The 20,308-nt window shown below is 51.2% G+C and carries 15 protein-coding genes; 10 read left to right on the top strand and 5 right to left on the bottom strand.

Translation table 11 applies throughout. The features are described from left to right. Nucleotides 1-10 precede the first annotated feature (10 nt). Nucleotides 11-2,737 carry an alanine--tRNA ligase gene (alaS, locus tag FJM74_RS00655; protein ID WP_187260631.1) on the bottom strand — a complete coding sequence of 909 codons (2,727 nt, stop codon included), beginning with the start codon at nucleotides 2,735-2,737 and terminating at the stop codon, nucleotides 11-13. Nucleotides 2,738-2,937: 200 nt separating this feature from the next. Here alaS and FJM74_RS00650 point away from each other — a divergent pair, with 200 nt between their 5' ends. The 5 genes from FJM74_RS00650 to FJM74_RS00630 all read left to right on the top strand — a co-directional run bounded on the left by FJM74_RS00650 (nucleotide 2,938) and on the right by FJM74_RS00630 (nucleotide 8,486). Next, nucleotides 2,938-3,291, top strand: a complete 354-nt coding sequence (locus FJM74_RS00650) for a MerR family transcriptional regulator (protein WP_187260630.1) — start codon at nucleotides 2,938-2,940, stop codon at nucleotides 3,289-3,291. A 7-nt stretch (nucleotides 3,292-3,298) separates the two neighbouring features. After that, nucleotides 3,299-4,414 (top strand): DNA-processing protein DprA, encoded by a 1,116-nt coding sequence (gene dprA / locus FJM74_RS00645; protein WP_187260629.1) that lies wholly within the window; start codon nucleotides 3,299-3,301, stop codon nucleotides 4,412-4,414. Nucleotides 4,415-4,582: 168 nt separating this feature from the next. After that, complete coding sequence (locus tag FJM74_RS00640) at nucleotides 4,583-5,413, top strand: aminotransferase class IV (protein ID WP_187260628.1); 831 nt, start codon at nucleotides 4,583-4,585, stop codon at nucleotides 5,411-5,413. Between the two features lie 214 nt (nucleotides 5,414-5,627). Then, entirely contained in the window at nucleotides 5,628-7,076 is a 1,449-nt protein-coding gene (locus tag FJM74_RS00635; protein ID WP_187260627.1) for a carbon starvation CstA family protein, read from the top strand. A gap of 306 nt (nucleotides 7,077-7,382) precedes the next feature. Further along, entirely contained in the window at nucleotides 7,383-8,486 is a 1,104-nt protein-coding gene (locus tag FJM74_RS00630; protein ID WP_187260626.1) for a glycosyltransferase family 4 protein, read from the top strand. 184 nt (nucleotides 8,487-8,670) lie between these two features. Here FJM74_RS00630 and FJM74_RS00625 read toward each other — a convergent pair whose 3' ends face one another. The 4 genes from FJM74_RS00625 to FJM74_RS00610 form a co-directional block, all read right to left on the bottom strand. After that, entirely contained in the window at nucleotides 8,671-10,290 is a 1,620-nt protein-coding gene (locus FJM74_RS00625) for an ArnT family glycosyltransferase (RefSeq protein WP_187260625.1), read from the bottom strand. Between the two features lie 125 nt (nucleotides 10,291-10,415). Then, nucleotides 10,416-11,210, bottom strand: a complete 795-nt coding sequence (locus tag FJM74_RS00620) for a thymidylate synthase (protein WP_187260624.1) — start codon at nucleotides 11,208-11,210, stop codon at nucleotides 10,416-10,418. A 518-nt stretch (nucleotides 11,211-11,728) separates the two neighbouring features. After that, entirely contained in the window at nucleotides 11,729-13,411 is a 1,683-nt protein-coding gene (locus tag FJM74_RS00615) for a pyruvate dehydrogenase complex dihydrolipoamide acetyltransferase (RefSeq protein ID WP_187260623.1), read from the bottom strand. A 109-nt stretch (nucleotides 13,412-13,520) separates the two neighbouring features. After that, a complete protein-coding gene (locus tag FJM74_RS00610) occupies nucleotides 13,521-14,153 on the bottom strand; it encodes a histidine phosphatase family protein (RefSeq protein ID WP_187260622.1) in 633 nt (210 codons plus the stop codon). Nucleotides 14,154-14,271: 118 nt separating this feature from the next. Here FJM74_RS00610 and FJM74_RS00605 point away from each other — a divergent pair, with 118 nt between their 5' ends. The 5 genes from FJM74_RS00605 (at nucleotide 14,272) to menB (ending at nucleotide 20,009) form a co-directional block, all read left to right on the top strand. Continuing rightward, nucleotides 14,272-14,637, top strand: a complete 366-nt coding sequence (locus FJM74_RS00605) for a hotdog fold thioesterase (RefSeq protein WP_317175520.1) — start codon at nucleotides 14,272-14,274, stop codon at nucleotides 14,635-14,637. A gap of 4 nt (nucleotides 14,638-14,641) precedes the next feature. Next, entirely contained in the window at nucleotides 14,642-15,871 is a 1,230-nt protein-coding gene (locus FJM74_RS00600; RefSeq protein ID WP_187260620.1) for a chorismate-binding protein, read from the top strand. Between the two features lie 572 nt (nucleotides 15,872-16,443). Then, the gene (gene menD, locus FJM74_RS00595) at nucleotides 16,444-18,153 is read left to right on the top strand and encodes a 2-succinyl-5-enolpyruvyl-6-hydroxy-3-cyclohexene-1-carboxylic-acid synthase (protein WP_187260619.1); all 1,710 of its coding nucleotides are present in this window, start codon (nucleotides 16,444-16,446) and stop codon (nucleotides 18,151-18,153) included. 375 nt (nucleotides 18,154-18,528) lie between these two features. Then, nucleotides 18,529-18,984 carry a DoxX family protein gene (locus FJM74_RS00590; protein WP_187260618.1) on the top strand — a complete coding sequence of 152 codons (456 nt, stop codon included), beginning with the start codon at nucleotides 18,529-18,531 and terminating at the stop codon, nucleotides 18,982-18,984. A 200-nt stretch (nucleotides 18,985-19,184) separates the two neighbouring features. After that, on the top strand, nucleotides 19,185-20,009 hold the full coding sequence (menB, locus tag FJM74_RS00585; protein ID WP_187260617.1) for a 1,4-dihydroxy-2-naphthoyl-CoA synthase: 825 nt from the start codon (nucleotides 19,185-19,187) through the stop codon (nucleotides 20,007-20,009). Nucleotides 20,010-20,308: the final 299 nt, after the last annotated feature.

Below are 20,308 nucleotides of genomic sequence, written 5' to 3'. Positions count from 1 at the left end.
AAGGTACAGATTAGTTGTTTAATGATTTCTTGATTAACTCTAAGGCTTTGGCTGGCACAGCCTGCAGGCCGGCAGTATCTTTACCACCTGCCGTGGCATAAAATGGCTGTCCACCGCCGCCGCCTTTGATCTCTTTGGCCAGTTCGCGCACCAGCTGGCTGGCGTTAAGATTTTTACCTGACACAATATTGTCTGACAGCATAACGGCAATCTGTGGTTTTCCGTCTATTTCGGCAGCCAGCACCAGCACCAGGTTGTCTACTGCCTGCCGCATATCGAAGGCGAGCTTCTTCAGGTAGTCGGCTGTGCTTACCTCTACTTTCTCGGCTACAAAGTTAACGCCATCCAGGGCCTGCGCTTTACTGGCCAGGCTATCTTTCAAAGTGGTGAGCTGCTTCAGTTCAAACTGTTCCAGTTGCTTTTGAAGGGCTTTGTTTTCTTCCTGCAGTTTCTGCACGGCCCCCGACACATTGCTTTGTGTGCTTAGCACCTCTCGCACCGCATTCAACTCGTTTAGTTGCTGCTGCACAAACTCTTCAGCGGCTCCGGCTGTTATAGCCTCTATGCGGCGAACACCGGCAGCCACAGAACTTTCAGAAACTATTTTGAAATAGCCTATATTCCCGGTGTTCAGCACGTGAATACCGCCACAAAGCTCCACAGAATGTTCCCGATCGAAGGCGATGACCCGTACAAACTCGCCGTATTTCTCACCGAACAGCGCCATGGCACCCATGTCTTTCGCCGCTGCAATGGGCACATTGCGCTGCTCCTCCAGCGGAATGCTCTGCCGGATGCGCTCATTTACAATCTGCTCAATCTCACGCAGCTGCGCCTCTTCTACCCTGGCGAAGTGCGAAAAGTCGAAACGAAGCACTTTCTCGTTTACCAGCGAGCCTCGCTGCTGCACATGGTCGCCTAAAACCCTTCTTAGCGCGGCATGCAGCAAGTGTGTGGCGGAGTGATTCTTGCGGATCAGGTTGCGCCGCTCCACATTCACCTCGCTCCGGAAAGCCGCCTCTACCTGCTGGGGCAGCTTGGCGGTGATATGCAGGATCAGGTCGTTCTCTTTTTTCGTATCCAGCACTTCTACCTGCTCAGTGTCAGAAATAAGGTAACCGGTATCTCCTACCTGGCCGCCACTCTCGGCATAAAATGGAGTTTTATCTAAAACAAGATGAAACTCGCTCTTATTCTTTGTCTTTACCTGGCGATAGCGAACAATCTGTGCATCAGCCGATTCACAATCGTAACCAATAAACTCAGTGCTCACATCCGGCTGCACGATCACCCAGTCTGTCTGCTCAGAAGCGGAGGCGTTGCGGGAGCGGTTCTTCTGCTGCTCCAGTTCGGCATCGAATCCTGCCTTGTCAACTTGTAAACCTTTTTCGCGGGCGATAAGGGCCGTTAAATCCAGCGGGAAGCCGAAGGTATCGTAAAGTTCAAAGGCTTCTTTACCACTAATTTCTTGGTAGGATTGCTGTCTTTGAACCCATTTGCCATAATCATGATTAAGCCTTGAATCATCACCTTCTGGCATATCATCAAAAATATCATTTTCAGCTTGTCTTTTCTTTTGAGCTTCCAGGGCATCGAGTCTTTTCAGACCGTTCTCCAGCGTGCGCAGGAAAGCATTCTCTTCTTCCTCTATCACCCGCTGCACAAAACTCAGTTGCTGCTTCAGCTCCGGGAACACATGCGCCAGCTGCTCAGCCAGCACTTCAGTAAGTCGGAAAAGGAACGGCTTTTTGAAATTCAGGAAGGTAAAGCCGTAGCGCACGGCACGGCGTAGAATTCTTCGAATTACGTAGCCTGCCTTATTGTTAGAAGGCAACTGTCCATCGGCAATGGCAAAGGCAATGGCCCGGATGTGATCAGAAATTACCCGGATGGCAATGTCAATTTTCTCATCGGCACCATAAGTCACACCAGCCTCTTTGGCTACAAACTGTATAAGCGGCTGGAAAACATCGGTGTCGTAGTTGGAGCGCTTGCCTTGTATGGCCATGCATAAACGCTCAAAGCCCATGCCCGTATCTACGTGCTGTTCAGGCAGCTTTACCAAGGATTTGTCAGCCAGACGGTTGAACTCCATGAACACGTTGTTCCAGATCTCTACCACCTGCGGATGGTCGTTGTTCACCAGGTCGCGGCCGGGTACCTGGGCTACTTCTTCCTCCGTGCGCAGGTCAATATGAATCTCGGAGCAGGGCCCGCAGGGACCGGTGTCGCCCATTTCCCAGAAGTTGTCTTTTTTGGAACCAAACAGAATGCGATCTTCCGCAATCATGGTTTTCCAGATGGCGTAAGCCTCTTCGTCTTTGCCGAGGTTTTCTTTTTCATCCCCTTCAAAAACCGACACGTACAGCCTGTCTTTCGGCAATTGATACACCTCTGTCAGCAGTTCCCAGGCCCACTCCAGGGCCTCTTTTTTAAAGTAATCGCCAAACGACCAGTTGCCCAGCATCTCGAACATGGTGTGGTGGTAGGTGTCGTAGCCTACTTCTTCCAGGTCGTTGTGCTTGCCGCTCACGCGCAGGCATTTCTGGGTGTCGGCGGCACGCTTAAAGGGGGCTGGTTTGTTACCCAGAAAGTAATCTTTAAACTGGTTCATGCCTGCGTTGGTAAACATCAACGTAGGGTCATCCTTCACCACAATCGGGGCAGACGGAACCACCTGGTGCTGCTTGGAAACAAAGAAATCCAGGAACTTTTGTCTTATCTCAGCTGAGTTCATGTATGAGTATTAAGCCTTTAGCTACTAAATGCTATACTTGTTGTTTAAGAAAATAAATTATCTGATTTTTGCCTTACAGAAATCCCTTTTACAGGCGATAGCTGCAGGATTATATACTGGCAAAAGTAATGTTTTTTACCTGTAATCTTAGCATCGGCCCGAAAATAGTGTTTTTCTGTTTTTTGAAACAAGCCTGCATTATGCCCTATAAAGAAAGAGAAATAGAGAAACAATATTACACCATAGGTGAAGTAGCGGCCATGTTTGATGTTGCCCCCTCGCTTATCCGCTTCTGGGAGACCGAGTTTGAGCAGCTGAAACCGAAGAAGAGCAAGAAGGGAAACCGCCAGTTCACTCCCAAAGACATAGAGGAACTTCGCACCGTGTACCACCTCGTGAAGGAGCGCGGCTACACCATTCAGGGCGCCAAGGAAGTGCTAAAAAACAAGTCGGTACAGACCAAAGACAAAATCGAGATCCTTCAGTCGCTGGAGAAGGTGCGGACCTTCCTGGTCGGGATAAAGGAACAGCTGAATACCAAACCAACAGAATAGCTCCTACATGGCTGAAGCAAACCCGTATGAAGTAGCCCTTACCTTTTTGCCGGGCATAGGAAGTCAGACTGTTCGCCACTTGGTGAGTTATTGCGGCTCTCCCCAGGCTGTATTTGCCACACCTGCCGGTAAGTTGCAGAAAATTCCGGGCATCGGCCCAAAGCTGCTCCGCCAGATCACAGATAATACCCGGCAGGCTTTGCTGGAGGCAGAGCAGGTGATTAAAAAGGCGGACGAGCAGCAGGTTCAGCTCCTTTTTTATACCTCAGCAGCTTACCCCGACCGGCTGAAGCAAATTGCGGATGCGCCCGTGCTCCTCTATTTCCGAGGCAATGCAAACCTGAACCAGCAGCACATTGTGAGTATAGTAGGCACCCGCAAACCCACCTCCTACGGTCAGGCCGTAACGGAGCGCATAGTGGAAGAACTGAAGCAGCACCAGGTGATGGTGGTGAGCGGACTTGCCTATGGCGTAGATATTATCTCACACCGCGCCGCCCTGCAGCAGGGGCTGCCAACTGTTGGTGTGATGGCTTCAGGCCAGGACATAATTTACCCGTCGGTGCACAGGCGCTATGCCGAAAAGATGATAGAACAGGGCGGCATCCTCACCGAAGGCACCTTTGGCACCAAGCCTGACGCCCACCGCTTTCCGGCGCGCAACAGAATCATTGCCGGCATGTCGGATTGCACGATCGTGGTAGAGGCAGCCATGAAAAGCGGCACCCTTATTACCGCCGACATTGCCCATAGCTATGACAGAGAAGTGATGGCAGTGCCCGGCAACATCAATTCCTCGGTGTCGGAGGGTACTAATTTCCTTATCAAATCAAACAAAGCGGCCGTGTACACCTCTGCGCAGGACCTGGTAGAGCTGCTTAACTGGGACCTGGAGTACAGGCGGCAGGAGAAGAAGGCGGCCGTTAATTCGCTTTCGCGGGAGGACTTTTCGCCGGAAGAATGGCAGGTGCTGCAGGTGCTGGAAAAGACGAAAGAAGAGCAGATGGATAATTTAAGCTGGAAGGCGCAGGTACCTGTCAGTCAGCTGGCGTCGCTGTTGCTGGGGCTGGAGTTTAAGGGCGTTGTAAAGGCACTTCCCGGCAAAAGGTTTGCCCTTGTTTAATTATTGGATCTATCTAAAATAAATTTGCATTTAACACTATCTACTTATTAGTCAGCCCGTACTAAAATAAAACAATTGCCGTTTTAATTGTTTCTGGAATAAAGCCCTGCGGGGATTTATGATTATCTGAGCCTTACGCCTGCCACACAAAATAAAACTAACCAGGATTTGCAACTACTCTATAATAATCAGCTGATTCCGGAGGAAGAAATGCTCCTTTATTTGCATAACAGAGCCTTTCAGTATAACGACGGATTTTTTGACACCCTTATGGTGCAGAACGGTGCCATCCGGTTCTGGAACGACCACCAGGAGCGGATGCGCCAGGCTGCCCGGGCACTACAGCTGGAGCTGCCGGAAGAGCTGCTGGCACCAGGTTTTAAAGATGCCCTTCTAACACTTGCCACCCGGAATAATGCCCATCCGCTGGCCCGCGTAAAATTAAGAGTATGGCGTGCCGGGGCAGGATTATTTACGCCTGAGATAAATACGGCCGAATGGGTGGCGACAGCGCGGCCTACGTCTCCGCTGGCAACGTCTCCCCTTACCATCGGCATTTGCAAAAGTGTGCAGACTTGTTTCAGCCCATTCTCCTTCTTTAAAGGTCCCAACGCCCTGCTCTATGTCATGGCAGGTATCTCAAAAAAAGAGCAGAAGCGCGACGATATGCTCTTGCTGGACCAGCACGGGCACGTGGCGGAGCTGATCTCCTCGAATATATTCTGGTTTTCGGATAACATCCTCTACACGCCTGCGCTCGAAACAGGCTGTGTGCGGGGCATTATGCGCAGCAATGTAATACGCTGGGCAAAAGAGGCTGGCCTGCAAATAATGGAGACAAGAGCTACACCGGAAGTGCTGCTGCAGGCCGACGCTGTTTTTGCCACGAATGTAACAGGCATCCGCATCATACATGCCGTGGAGCATAAAATACTGGCTGACAGGCATGCTATAGTTGATCAGCTACAGCAGAAGCTGAAGACGGTATCCCATGCGTAAAGGCCCGCTTGCCGGAGTTCCGGTAACCTTTACTGCAAGTCTAATACCCCCTGCAGGAGCGGCAGCAACTTCCGGAGGGCTGTTTTTATTCAAATAATTGACAAACCCTATCCTTTCTTCACAATTAATTATGGCGAGTAAACTACCATCCATTCGTATAATTCTGATGGGTTTGCTTAAATTAGCAGCTTTAGAAGCTTATTTTTAAACCGTTATGATCTCCTTCTTCTGCTCTGTACTGGCTCTGATTTTAGGGTATCTGCTCTATTCAAAATTTCTTGAGAAGATTGTCGGAGTCGTGCCTGAGCGGAAAACACCGGCCCTCACCATGGCGGACGGCGTAGATTATGTTCCCCTGCCAGTCTGGAAAATCTTCCTGATCCAGTTTCTGAACATCGCGGGGCTCGGGCCGATTTTTGGTGCTGTGGCCGGAGCCATGTGGGGACCGTCTGCTTTCCTCTGGATCGTGCTGGGCTCCATTTTTGCCGGCGGCGTGCACGACTACTTCTCAGGCATGCTCTCCCTGAAACACCAGGGCGAAAATATAACCGAGATTTCCGGCCGCTACCTGGGCCAGCCCATGAAGCAATTTATGCGCGGTTTCACCCTGGTGCTGATGGTAATTGTGGGCGCTGTGTTTATCATGGGGCCAGCCAAAATAATAGACGACATGACCCAGGGCTTTGTAGGCATAACTACCTGGGTATGGGTTATTTTTATCTATTACATTCTCTCCACCATACTGCCCATCGATAAGCTCATCGGAAAGATTTATCCCTTATTTGGGATAGCCCTGCTCTTTATGGCAGTCGGCATAGCCACCGTCATGCTTGGAAAAGGCTTTGATATACCGGAGCTCACCCTGGCCAATCTCAGCAATCTACATACAGCCCCGGAGAAGTTTCCGCTCTTCCCGATGCTCTTTATAACCATCGCCTGTGGCGCTATATCCGGCTTCCATGCCTCACAGTCGCCTATGATGGCCCGGTGCATGACCAATGAGAAGCAGGGGCGCACCATTTTTTACGGTGCCATGATATCTGAAGGTGTGATGGCGCTTATATGGGCGGCCATTGGCATGAGCTTTTACGGTGGAGTTGGAGAGCTGAACGAGATCATGGTGGCTCAGAAAGGAAACGCCGCTTTTGTGGTGAACGAGATCTCGCACTCGCTGCTGGGCAAAGTTGGCGGTGTGCTGGCGCTGCTGGGTGTGGTAGCCGCCCCGATCACCTCCGGCGACACCGCCTTCCGGAGCGCCCGCCTGATTGCAGCCGACTTCATGAAATTAAAACAGGGCGCCATCAAAAACAGGCTGCTGATCAGTATTCCGCTTTTTGCCATTGGCTATGCCATTACTTTGGTAGACTTTGGTGTGGTTTGGCGCTATTTCGCCTGGACCAACCAGACGCTGGCCACCCTCGTGCTCTGGACTATTACCGCGTACCTCATCAAAGAGCGAAAGTTTTTCTGGGTTACGCTGGTGCCGGCTGTATTTATGACCGCAGTGATTACCTCCTATATTCTTGTGGCTCCGGAGGGTTTCGGGGTAAGTACCGGCATTGCCTACGCAGCCGGTATTGCCGCCGCCTCCATTCTCCTTGTTGTGAGCCTGCTAAAAGTATATCTAAAGAAGAATGAACCGGAGATGGAGATGGTGAAATAGTGCCCTTGCAATTCAAAATTCAAAAGCAAAAATCTTGTTGTAAATGCCTTGAGTACTAATAACATCCTGTCTGGATGCAGGAGCAATTATTTAAATGAAAACTGCCCTCCATAACCTGCTGCTCCTGCTGCTGTTTGGTGCTTATAGTATAAATGCCTTGTTTTTAATGTCATAAATACTGAATTTCGAAGGCACAAAAGCTACAGCAGCAGCAAAAGCCACCAGGTTCAGAGGGCTATTTTGGTTTGAATAATTTCTTCTGGCTTCTGTAAGGAAACCCGGCTGCCATACTAAAAATCACTTATTTTGAAAGTTGTACAGTTATGCACCAGCGAGGCCATCGGAGGGCTGGAGCAGGTCTTTGAGAAATACGCCAACTGGCTTCATACTTCCGCACATGATATGCTTGGGGTGGTTCTTGAGAACAGCCAGCTGCAAAAGAGGCTTCAGGCAAAAGGAATTCCTTTGGTAGCGTTTCCTTCCGTCTCCAAACTGGCGGTGTTGCCCAATGCTCTGCGACTCGCCCGCCTCATGGAAGAGCAAGAAGCGGATATTCTGCACATGCACTATAAAAAGGATCTGACGCTGGCCGTACTGGCCAAGATTTTGTGCAGACGCAGCATCAAATTGATCTACACCCGCCATATGCATATTGCCAACTCCAAAAAAGATCCCTGGCACCGGTTCTTTTATCAGAAGATTGACGTTTTTGTTACGATAACCGAGCAGATGCGACAGGAAGCGGTCAGGACGATACCCTTGCCTGAAAAAGCCATTAAACGGTTATATACAGGGGTAAAGGCTCCGCAGGCGTTTCAGGAAGCAGCCTGCCAGGGCTTGTTGGCCGAAGATCAAGCCCCACGGCCTTTCAGCATAGCTATTTTTGCACGGATTGAGAAAAACAAAGGCCAGCACCTGGTGCTGGAGGCCGCAAAAAAGCTTCACTCCAAATATCCTGCCTTACACTACTACTTTTTCGGTCTTGCTGGTGACGAGGCTTACAACCAATCGCTTCTGCAAACGGTGCAGCAGGAGAACTTGCATGCTTTTGTTCATTTCAAGGGCTTCCATAAAGATCCTCCTGCTATTATGCCTTGTTTTGAGGTGGTTTTGCTGCCAAGCAGTAACGAAAGCTTCGGCCTGGTATTACCGGAGGCGATGCGGGCGGGGGTTGCGGTGATCGGTGCTGATGCTGGCGGCATAAAAGAGATCATCGATCATGAGCAGACGGGCCTGCTCTTCCGGGTAGGTGATAGCGGCGATCTGGCTGAAAAAATAGAGACGATCTACCTCGACCCCGGCCTGCGGCAAAAGTTGGCACAAAAAGGAAAAGAGAAGGCCGACAGACTATTTAACCAGGAAACTCATTACGCGGAGCTAGAGGAACTGTACCTTAATCTTCTCTCATAAGTAACAGTGAGGAGCAGCAGGCGCTGTAGCATCTTTGGAGGGCTTTTTTCATTAGAATAATTTGTGCCAGGAAGAGCGCATGGCGGGCTATTGCTTCGCCAAATTAAAAATTAGAAATTATGGCCGATGTGCTTTCCGGGAGCTTTACAGGCAAAAACCTTTGTAACATCAGATTGGGAAAGTGCTAATCTGCTACTTGCACCACCCTGTAAATCTTGAACCTGGCAATGGGCCCCTTGGAAAAATTCCAAGGAATTTTCTGCTCCCAGGAGGTATACAAGCCGGCCAGCGGGGCATTTGAAAAAAATGTGAGGGCCTGGCCATTTTCCTGCTCTGCTCCTACCTGCTTCAGCTTCAGTTGCGCAGACACATCCTGTTGCGCTATATGGGCCGGTATCACGACATAGTCGCCTGGTGCCGGTTCCGATATTTTTTCATCGTAAGGCAACATGCCGGCATTACGGCTGTACCATTGCCAGCCCCAGTTCCCCACCGTCCAGACGCGTGCCTGCGCCGGTAAACTCTCCCTGATGGCAAAGGCTTGCTTCCGGAAGGCATCAGCATAGATCCAATCTGAAATTCCTACCAAAAGGCTGATGGCAAAGGCAAAAAACAGAGCCAGCCCCCTGTTTAGCCGAGGCAACTTATTTAGCGCACCGGCCGTGAGCAGCAGCATGGCAGGCAGGCAAAGCAGCACATGCCGCGTAGCCATAAAAGGAGCGAATAAAATAAGAAAACCCGCTAGCACGAGCAGCCACAGCAGCACGATACTTGAGTCGGAAGCAAGTTTTTGAAGATCTGTATGATAGCGGAAGGTTTCTTTTATTAAAACGAAAGTAAGCACCAGTCCATTTATGGTGACGAAGGCATAATGCACCCGGTTGGCAATTCTTATGTCCAAAATACCTTGATAGGCAGCTATGGCCACCAGAAAGAACCCTGATATGGTGATGACTGCCAATATGTTACAATACCTTCTCCAGCAGCCAGGGTAGCCCAGGGCAAGCACAAGGAAATAGGGCACGATCGTGCTCAGGCAGAGTATGAACAGAGCTGACATCCGCAGCACACCGTAAAGCGTCAAGGTGTTAGTAGGTCGGTTTATGATATGCGCTGCTCCAAACTCGGCGTAATTAAAAGCGGTCCAGGCTGCCAGTACCCCTATCGGGACCAGAACAGCCAGCAAGCCGGCATAGTGCTTCCGGAGCAGTGGCACCAGCAGCAGCAGTGCCAGCAGCGGCAGACTGGTATATTTTATCAGCAGGGCAACGCTCAGAAAAACGCCTGCCATACCATACCGCACCCACCCCGACCGGATACCCGGAGCAATCAGAAAATAAATGAAGAGCAGGTGAAAGCTAAGCAGCGGAATATCCACCATCAGATTCTGGTTAACCAGGAAAGCAGGGTTCAGCACAAAGAACGCCGTGAGCAGCAAGGCGTGGCGTGGCTGCACGAGTTGCGCAATTCTGTAAAAGAAATAGATGCAGAGAAAGGTGAATACAGACTGGAAGAGATGCAGCGGCAGCTCCGTGTAGCCAAAAAAGTGCCCTACGATTGCTATAAAGTAGAAATAGAGCGGCGGCTGATTAAATGCATGCATCGGCTCTGACTCGCCGCCCCAGTTTATGGTGCCCGACATGGGCTGGAGCGGATGGTGTTCAATCCATTGGGCAGCTTCCAGGTGAAAGGTGTCGTCTATATGGAAAGCCTTGTTCAGGTTCAGCAGGGTAGCCAGGAGCCAGAGGAGCAACAGTACAACAGACGCCGGCATGGCACCGGCACGAGGTGTCGGAGATGTCATGAACAAGAGCTTTTTAGAAGCAGTAACCGAATAAAACTTGAGATAAGGCCTTCAGGAACAAAAATATAAAGCAGTGTCTCTCTACTTTCTCTTTAATTCCTTTACAGCAGCTCACAAAACAGAGGTTATACTGCCACAGGTGCCTTAATAGCCGGATGCGGGTTGTAATCTTCCAATTTGAAATCCTGGAACTTGAATTCGAAGATATCTTTGACCTCTGGGTTAAGCTTCATGGCAGGCAGTGGGTGCGGCTCCCGGGTAAGCTGAAGCCTGGCCTGCTCCAGGTGGTTCAGGTAAAGGTGCGTGTCCCCTCCTGTCCAGATAAATTCCCCCGGTTTCAGCCCTGTCACCTGCGCCATCATCAGCACCAGCAGCGCGTAAGAGGCGATATTAAACGGCACGCCCAGAAACACATCGGCCGAGCGCTGGTATAGCTGGCACGAGAGTTTTCCTTCTGCCACATAAAACTGGTAAAAAGCGTGGCAAGGCGGTAGTTTCATGTTTTCTATCTCCGCCACGTTCCAGGCGCTCACAATAATGCGGCGCGAGTCGGGGTTATGCTTCAGTTGGTGCACCACCTGCGAGATCTGGTCGATATGGCGTCCGTCGGGGGTTGGCCAGCTGCGCCACTGCGAGCCATACACCGGGCCGAGGTCGCCATTCTCGTCTGCCCATTCATCCCAGATGGTTACTTTATTCTCCTTCAGATACTGAATATTGGTGTCGCCTTTCAGAAACCACAGCAGCTCATGCACAATAGACCGCAGGTGCGCCTTTTTAGTCGTCACGAGCGGAAAGCCTGCTGCCAGATCGAACCGCATCTGGTACCCGAACACGCTCAAGGTCCCCGTTCCTGTTCGGTCTTCTTTCTTCACTCCCTTGTCCAGGATATGCTGCATCAGGTCTAAATACTGTTTCATGCGTTGGGTACTTGGTTTGTTTGCGGATTTAAAGATACTCTTTCTTATCGAATGGTTAAAACCTGGCTGGGTAATTTTGCTGGCTGTTTCTTAAAGCTAGTGTGGAGCTTTGGGGCCGGCAGCAGGAGGTGCATCCGCAGCAAAAATACTCTCTGGAGGGGCATTTTCATTTGAATAATTCCAAAGCAGGCGTCGACTCAGTATTATGGTGCAGCATACGGGTTTAACTGTAAGGTCTTTAGCAGCCTAAGCAGCAGCAGAAGGAATATGCTCAGGAGGGCCTATTTCATTAGAATAATTGTTCTGATAACCGGACGTACCCATTTGTGGTGCTTTAAGTACTCCTCCAATCAGATTCCTAGAAAGATTAAAGGCTTGTAGAGCTGCCGGAAGGTATATCCTCCTAATTGCTAATGCTGCCTCTGTCGAAGCACCAGCTGCAGGGGTTATTGCAGCATCACAAGCAAAAAAGGCCTTCCCCTAACAGGGAAGGCCTTTTTCATTAGAATAATTAAGGCTTATACCAGTATTCTCACCGGGTTCTCGAGCAGGTTCTTAAAGGTTTGCAGGAAGGCTGATCCTACCGCGCCGTCTACCACGCGGTGATCGCATGATAAGGTCACCTTCATAACATTACCGATCTTGATCTCGCCGTTCTTCACAACCGGCACCTGAGAGATGCCACCTACTGCCAGGATACAGGCGTTCGGCGGATTGATGATGGCTGTAAACTCATCGATACCGAACATACCCAGGTTAGAGATAGAGAATGTGCTGCCTTCCATCTCGGCTGGCTGCAGTTTCTTGCTCTTGGCTTTGCCGCCAAGCTCCTTCACCTCTGCTGAAATAGCAGACAGCGATTTAAAGTCGGCGTTGCGCACTACCGGCACCAGCAGGCCCTCTTCTACCGCCACGGCCACACCAATGTTGATGTGCTTGTTGTAACGGATCTTGTCACCTAACCAGGCTGTGTTTACGGCCGGATGCTGACGCAGAGCTACAGCAGCAGCTTTCAGCACAAGGTCGTTGAAAGATATTTTGACCGGAGATACCTCGTTCATGCTCACACGGGCTTCCATGGCTTTGTCCATATCAATAGACATGGTCAGGAAGAAGTGTGGTGCCGTGAACAGGCTTTCTGACAGACGGCGGGCAATTACCTTGCGCATCTGCGATACGTTCACCTCTTCGTATTCTTCGGCCGGCACGCCTGGCACACCGGTAGGAACAGCTTTTGGAGCGGCACCTTTGGCCGGAGCAGCTTCTTTTTGTGGGGCAGCCGATGGTTTAAAGTTCTCCACGTCGCGCAGCACAATGCGGCCACCTTCGCCGGAGCCCTTGATCTGCGAGAGTTTCAGGCCTTTCTCCTGGGCTACTTTCTTGGCAAGCGGAGAAGCTTTTACGCGTCCGTTTCCGCCAGCAGTTTCCTGCTCGTCGGAGCCGGCCGGAACGGTGGTGTCTTCCGCACCAACTGCTTCGGCCTGTGCCTCTATGTTTTCGTCGGTTTTGGCGTTTTCTTCGCTGTCGTCTAGGCTGGAGGACTCAGCGTCCAGCAAGGCTTTAAAGTCAGCGCCTTCTTCGCCAATAACGGCGATGGTAGCGTCAACAGGAACAGAGTCGCCTTCTTTCACGCCGATGTAAAGCAGCGTGCCGTCTTCATAGGCTTCCAGCTCCATGGTGGCCTTATCGGTTTCCACTTCAGCCAGAATGTCGCCGGCGCTCACTTTGTCGCCTTCTTTCTTCAGCCATGCCACCAGCACACCTTCTTCCATGGTGTCGCTCATTTTTGGCATCCTGATAACTGAAGCGTTGATGTCAGATGTGTCTACAGCTGCTTTTTTAGGGGCAGGGGCCTCTTTCTTAGCTGGAGCAGCTTCTTTTTTCTCTTCCGGCTTTGCTTCCTGTTTCGCAGCAGGGGCGCTGCCACCTTCAAGTTCAGACAGCAGTCCGGAAATATCTTCACCTTTTTCCCCAAGAATGGCAATCACTGCATCTACAGGCACAGCGTCGCCTTCTTTCGGACCAATGTAGAGGAGAGTACCATCTTCGTAGGACTCCAGCTCCATGGTCGCTTTGTCTGTCTCTACTTCTGCCAGGATGTCGCCGGAGCTTACGCTATCGCCAACCTTCTTCAGCCAAGATGCAATCACCCCCTCCGTCATTGTGTCACTCATCTTGGGCATTTTTATAACTTCAGCCATATATTATCGTGTTGTTTGTTCGCCCAGTGGTCTTTTTAATCAGCCCAAAATTAGATTTAAAAATATTTTATTCAAACTATACTTTACTTTTTGTTCAACCTGCCTTCAACTACCCTTTTGTAGCCAGCGCCTGCAGGTGCTCCACGTCGCAGTATTTCTTTGCGGCAAACAGGCTGCCGGTGTAATCCAGCTCGTAGAGGCACAGGTTCTGGTGCAGAAACTGGTCCATGCAGCGGAGCGGGTAGTGCAGCAGTTGGCAAAGCAATATACGCATGGCACGGCCGTGCATGCAAATTAAAACTGTTTCTTCTTCGGGTCTGCTCAGCATCAGGTCGATAAATGGCTGCTGCCGGGCCGCCACCAGCTCAGGGCTCTCCCCTCCTTCTATGCACTCTGCCGTTCCGCCCTCGCTCCAGCGGCGCAGCAGATCGTGGTAGTAGGCGTCTTCTTCGGGCGTGATCAGCGTGCCTTCGCGCGTGCCCCAGCAAATCTCGTTCAGGCCTGCATGCTGCTCATGCGGTATTCCCTTCTCCAGAAACCCCTGCACCGACTGCACACTGCGCTGCAGCACCGAGGTGTATACTTTGTCGAAGGGGACCTCTTTATATTTTTCGAAAAAAAGCGCAGCCTGTTTCCAGCCGGTATCGTTAAGGGAGGAGTCTACGCCGCTCCCCTGCACGATGCCCTGCATGTTATAATCAGTCTCACCGTGTCGGATCAGGTATATTTTCTTAATACTCAAAATTCTTCTACTTTTGCCTTTCTACTGTAATAGGCCCCTAAATTAGGAAACGTTATCTATTTCTATGCAAAAAAATGCTGGTGTGCTTGAGAAAATGAAGGAATGGTGCCAAAATACCATGATAGATCATTTAGGTATTGAGATTACAGAATGCGGGGAGGGGTACATTTGCGGCAAAATGCCCGTAGACCACCGTACGCACCAGCCCATGGGCCTGCTGCACGGCGGCGCCTCTGTGGCCCTGGCCGAGTCGCTGGGAAGCATTGGGGCCGCCCTGCAGGTAGATTTGAGCAAAAAAGCCTGTGTGGGCCTGGAGATAAACGCCAACCATTTGCGTGGGGTGCGCGAAGGCTGGGTCTTTGGCAGAGCCACGGCCCTGCATGCCGGGCGCAGCACGCAGGTATGGGAAATAAAAATAACCAACGAAGCTGGCGACCTGGTATGCATCAGCCGTATGACAGTAGCCGTAATCGATAAAAAGTAACCGTATGCCAAAGGCCACAACTGCCCCCGAAAGTGCAGCTGCGCCCAGAGCAGCTCATTCTCTGAACAGGATTTATGCTGCCGCGCTGAAGCGGGGGCTTGCCTTTGCTGCCTGGCGTCTGCCCCATGATCCTGTCTGGCAGGTGGCGGTATCGCTGCAGCAGGAGCACCGCATGGGGCAGCCTGTACTGGAGACGAGTGCGTTCGGGTTTCTATTCTGCCCCTTTCAGGCAAGTGAGCGGCATAGCAATCTTTTTATCAAGGCAGACCTTTATTATAGCTCCGTAATTTCTGAACTAAAAGCTGCCGAAGATGCTCCCGCCGCACACGTGCAGGCCTTTTTGGAGGAGCTGGAGAAGCAGGATAACTCTGCCGGCATTGCCTGGTACTCCCCCGCAGAAAACGGCCAGGGCACAGTGCAAACGGAAGAGGCTTACAAAACAGCCGTAAAGAATGCCGTAACAGCTATTCAGGCTGAAGAAATGGAGAAGGTGGTGCTGTCGCGGGTCTTAAAGCGGGCGGTACCTGAGGGCTTTGCTCCGGTGGCTGCTTTTGAGGCGATGCTGGAGCTGCACCCCCGCGCGCTTGTGTCGCTGGTGGCTGTGCCAGGGCTTGGCACCTGGATGGGGGCCTCGCCCGAGATACTGGTGAGCATAGACCAGAACCAGGTTTTCAGAACAGTAGCCCTGGCTGGGACACAGCCCATCACCAATGACACCTCCACAGCCGATGCCATTTGGCGCCAGAAAGAAATTGAGGAGCAGGCACTGGTGGAGCGGTACGTCATCAACTGCTTTAAAAAGATCAGGCTGCGCGACTACACCGAGATCGGTCCTAAAACAATTGTTGCCGGCAACCTGATGCACCTGCGCACCGATTTTAAAGTGGACATGAAGCAGGAGCCGGATTTCCCGAACCTCGGCACCGACATGCTGCACCTCCTGCACCCCACGTCGGCTGTGTGCGGCATGCCTAAGGAGCCCGCCATTCAGTTTATCCTGCAGCACGAGGGGTACGACCGAAGTTACTACAGCGGCTACCTGGGCCCTGTAGGCAGCGCAGAAGGCACCCAGCTCTACGTGAACCTGCGCTGCATGCAACTCCTGCCAACCGAAGCAGTACTGTATGCAGGCGCTGGCATTACGGGAGAATCATCTTCGGAAAAAGAATGGCTCGAAACACAGTACAAGTTCCAGGCCATGCGCAGGGTGCTGGGAATTTTAAATGAGCGATAATTAAATTTTGAAAGGATGATTGAGTGGTTGAGTGAATGATTTTAGAGTAATTATTTAAACCCAAGTTGTGCGGTAGCAGCCCTAAATAATGTGGTGCGGCGGGTAACTACGAGTCAGATACAGTTGCCAGGTGCACCGAATGACGATTTTTTGTTTGAGCGTTCATTGAGTGGGGGTAGGGGCCCTCGACAAACAAAATCGTCTTGATTTTTTTTGTTCTTTTTGTATCAAGACAAAAAGAACAAAGACACGGGCCATGAAACAAGCTGCTTTTGCCATCAAGTCTTAACAAGTGGCTATGCTAACTTAACCCCAGGCCAGTGGCCATTGCCTTAGGCTCTCTACCGCACAACTTGGGTTAATTTAAATCAAATCATCTATCCAATGGAACGACTCCTGCCGCTGCATCATAGAGTCTGTGTATACAAAAATCTAATACAATTATAAGGAACGGTTAGCGATGATAAGAACAGGTGTGGTTATTTCTTATTAAGTATATTCTTACATTCTGTAAATTCTGATTCAGACCAAAAACAACATTCACTCAATCACTCATTCAAAATTAAAGAAAGATGATCCTTCAGCCAGTTGTCAATATTGCCGGGATTTGTGCCAGGAAGGGTGTGCAGCAGGTGGTGCTTTCGCCGGGGTCGCGGTGTGCGCCGCTCACCATTGCGTTTGCGCGGCACCCGGAGCTAACGGTGCGGACGGTGAGCGATGAGCGTGCGGCAGCCTTTATAGCGCTGGGCATGGCCCAGACTACTGGCAAAGCCACCGTGCTTGTCTGCACCTCCGGCACGGCGGCGCTAAATTACGCCCCGGCCGTGGCCGAAGCCTTTTTTCTGCAGGTGCCTCTGCTGGTTCTCACCGCAGACCGCCCGCCCGAGTGGATCGACCAGCTGGACGGGCAAACCATACGGCAGCAGCACCTCTTCGGGCAGCATATAAAAACCAGTTATAATTTTCCGGCTGACCTGTCGCACCCTGACGCGGTGTGGCACACGGAGCGGATGATATCGGAGGCGCTGAATGAGGCGGCTGCATTTCCTGCCGGGCCGGTGCATATAAACGTGCCATTGCGGGAGCCCTTTTACCCGGCTCCGGGCGAGAAAGTAGTATTTGATCCGAAAGCCAAGGTGATTGAGGAGCAGCAGAACGCTTTTTCGCTTACCGGAAACCAGGCTGAGCAGTTGCTGCAGGAGTTAAAACTGTTTGATCGCATTTTAGTGGTAGCCGGCCAGGACCCCTACAACCAGCAACTGCAGGAGCAACTCAGCGGCTTCAGGAAGGCAACAGGCGCTGTGGTGGCAGGCGATGTAATCTCTAACGTGCACCAGATGGATGGCCTTATACGCCACCAGGATGCCATTCTGGCTTGCCCGGAAGAAGAAAAGATGCAGTCGCTGCAGCCGGACCTGCTGATCACCTTTGGCAAATCCATTATATCTAAAAGTCTGAAGCTGTACCTGCGCCAGTACAAGCCAGAGGCACACTGGCACATTCAGCCAGCCGGTGCCGTAGCAGACACTTTTCAGTCCCTGACCCGCATCCTGCGCGCCGCCCCTGCCGCATTCTTTGCCGGAATAGCAGCGGCAACTGGTGCTGGCGCTATAGAAAGTGCCTACCAGACTGCCTGGGTGGCTAGAGAGGCCAGAGCAGCTGACTTCCTGAAAACCTACACCGCTGAAGCCGAATACAGCGAGCTTGCGGTGCTGGCGCATGTGCTGAACCAGTTGCCTCCACACACTAACCTGCACCTGGCCAATAGCATGGCGGTGCGCTATGTAAACATATTGGGCCTGCGGCAAAAGCAGCAGGTAAGCGTGTTCGCCAACCGGGGCACGAGCGGTATAGACGGCAGCACCAGTACAGCGGTAGGCTGTGCCCTTACCAGCCCTCACATCACCACCTTGCTTACCGGCGACCTGGCTTTTTTCTACGACCGCAATGGCCTCTGGCATAATTACCTGCCCCAGAACCTGCGCATCGTGCTCCTCAACAACCACGCAGGCGGCATTTTCAGGCTGCTGGACGGGCCCAGGCAGCAACCGGAGCTGGAGCCCTTTTTTGAGACGCACCAGGCGCTTGATGCTGAAAACACGGCCCGTGATTTTGGCCTCAGCTACACGGCCTGTCACTCCCTGGAGGAGCTGCACCTGGCACTTTCTGCCTTTTTTGATGCGGATGCAGGAGCAGGCATCCTGGAAATTTTCACCGACAGCAAAGCCAACCATGCCTCCTTTGCCAGGTACAAGCAGGAGTTGCTGCGCTCAGGCATTTAAGCTGCCGGCATTAATATCTTGACTCAATAGCAGCGGCTTATTCAACGTACAATTATTCTAATGATTTTAGTCCTCCGGAGCCTTTACGGCTGCAGCCCGGCATGAACCCAATGGGCAGGACAAAAGAAGGCAGGACATAAGACACAAAATTCAAGAAGCCAAAAGTAAAATATTGGGATCGTATATCGGACCGCTGTTTAAGCCTGCGCTGTTCCTTCATTCCCAAATCATCTCATCTCCAAATTTACAAATCTTCAAATTAATTAAAATTTCTGAAAATCCAGGGGCCAAAACAGCTACGCCAGAACATGTCCGAAGTTTTGAATAAATCGTTTAAATAATAAGAAATATTTATTCATCCTAAATATCAAAGCCATGAATTTAACACATGACATGAACCGTGTGGAGCGCTGGGCCGATTCGCACCATCCGATCTGGATAGATTTCTTACGCATGGCACTGGGCGTCTTTATTTTTGTGAAAGGCTGGCTGTTTATTCAGGACACCGCCGCACTACAACAAATCATGAACAACAGCCAGTTTTCATGGGTATCGCTCGGCCTGGCGCACTACGTAGCCTTTGTCCACCTGGTGGGTGGTATTCTGATCGCGATAGGGTTGATTACGAGGGCCGCCATCCTGTTTCAGCTGCCAATTCTGATAGGAGCCGTATTTTTCATTAACCCTGAGCGGGGCTTTTACTCAGAGAATACCGAGCTGTGGTCATCTATCATCGTGCTGGCGCTGCTTATTTTCTTTCTGATCTTCGGTTCGGGCCGCCTTTCCGCCGACTACAGAATCCGAACCAAACATGATCCGCTGGATAACTAAATTCGGCCTCTGAGCAAATTTGCTGCTGGCAGGCGGCAGGCAGGACAGCTACGCGTTCAGGAGCTTTCCATTTTTTCGTCTTCAGGCATAAAAACACACTAAATTTTAAACAATAGTAATCTGTTTGTACTTTTACTCCTGAAGCAGCCTTTTGCGACCATCGCAGTGGCTGCAGGTACTATGTTTAACAGAATAGTTTAATGGAAAGCAAATTTAACTGGACCACGCTGAAAGAATACAAGGAGATTCTTTTTCAATACTACAATGGCATTGCCAAAATCAGCATAAACCGCCCGCAGGTGCACAATGCTTTTACCCCCCGCACGGTAACCGAAATGAGCGAAGCCATGGAACTGGCCCGCCAGGACGAGAAAGTCGGTGCGATCATACTCACGGGCGAAGGCGGCAAGGCTTTCTGCAGTGGCGGCGACCAGAGCGTGCGCGGGCATGGCGGCTACGTGGGCGAAGACACAGTGCCCCGCCTGAATGTGCTCGACCTGCAGATGCAGATCCGCCGTATTCCGAAGCCGGTAATCGCCATGGTGGCCGGCTGGGCCATTGGGGGCGGCCATGTGCTACACGTGGTGTGCGACATGACCATTGCCGCTGAGAATGCCCGCTTCGGGCAAACAGGTCCCAATGTAGGCTCTTTCGATGGCGGCTTCGGGGCTTCTTACCTGGCGCGTGTGGTGGGCCAGAAAAAAGCGCGCGAAATCTGGTTCCTCTGCGACCAGTACGATGCTCAGGATGCCCTGCAGATGGGGCTGGTAAACAAGGTGGTGCCGCTGGAGCAGCTCGAGGAAACAACAGTTGCCTGGTGCGAGAAGATCCTGCAGAAAAGCCCGCTGGCGCTGCGCATGCTCAAAGCCTCGTTTAACGCCGAGCTTGACGGACAGGCGGGGATACAGCAACTGGCTGGCGATGCCACGCTCCTGTACTATCTCTCTGAAGAAGCCAAAGAAGGTAAAAACGCCTTCCTGGAAAAACGCAAGCCCGACTTCTCCAAATTCCCGAAATTCCCCTGATCAGCATTAGCTCCAGAGTTACGGCACACAAGCATCAGTAAGTATGCCGTAACTCTTTTTTCCTTTTTAAAAATATGCTCTTGCTCTTGAAATAGAATGCTGCAGGAGTAGCAGCTAAGGCAAATGGCACTTTCATTTTAGCAGGATCAGGAAAGAAGTAGCCTCCCTTAAAGTAGTAGAAATTTCCATCATATGGTGGGCAGGAAGCACCACCCTGATTTTGTCTGACACCATGCCTCTTATTTACAACAGGCCGGCATCATCAAAACTTATTAGGGACACAACTTGTTTACATATAA

Origin of the sequence: Pontibacter beigongshangensis, assembly GCF_014332515.1 — a bacterium.
Classification (GTDB): Bacteria; Bacteroidota; Bacteroidia; order Cytophagales; family Hymenobacteraceae; genus Pontibacter; species Pontibacter beigongshangensis.
This window is presented reverse-complemented; position numbering and strand designations above follow the sequence as displayed.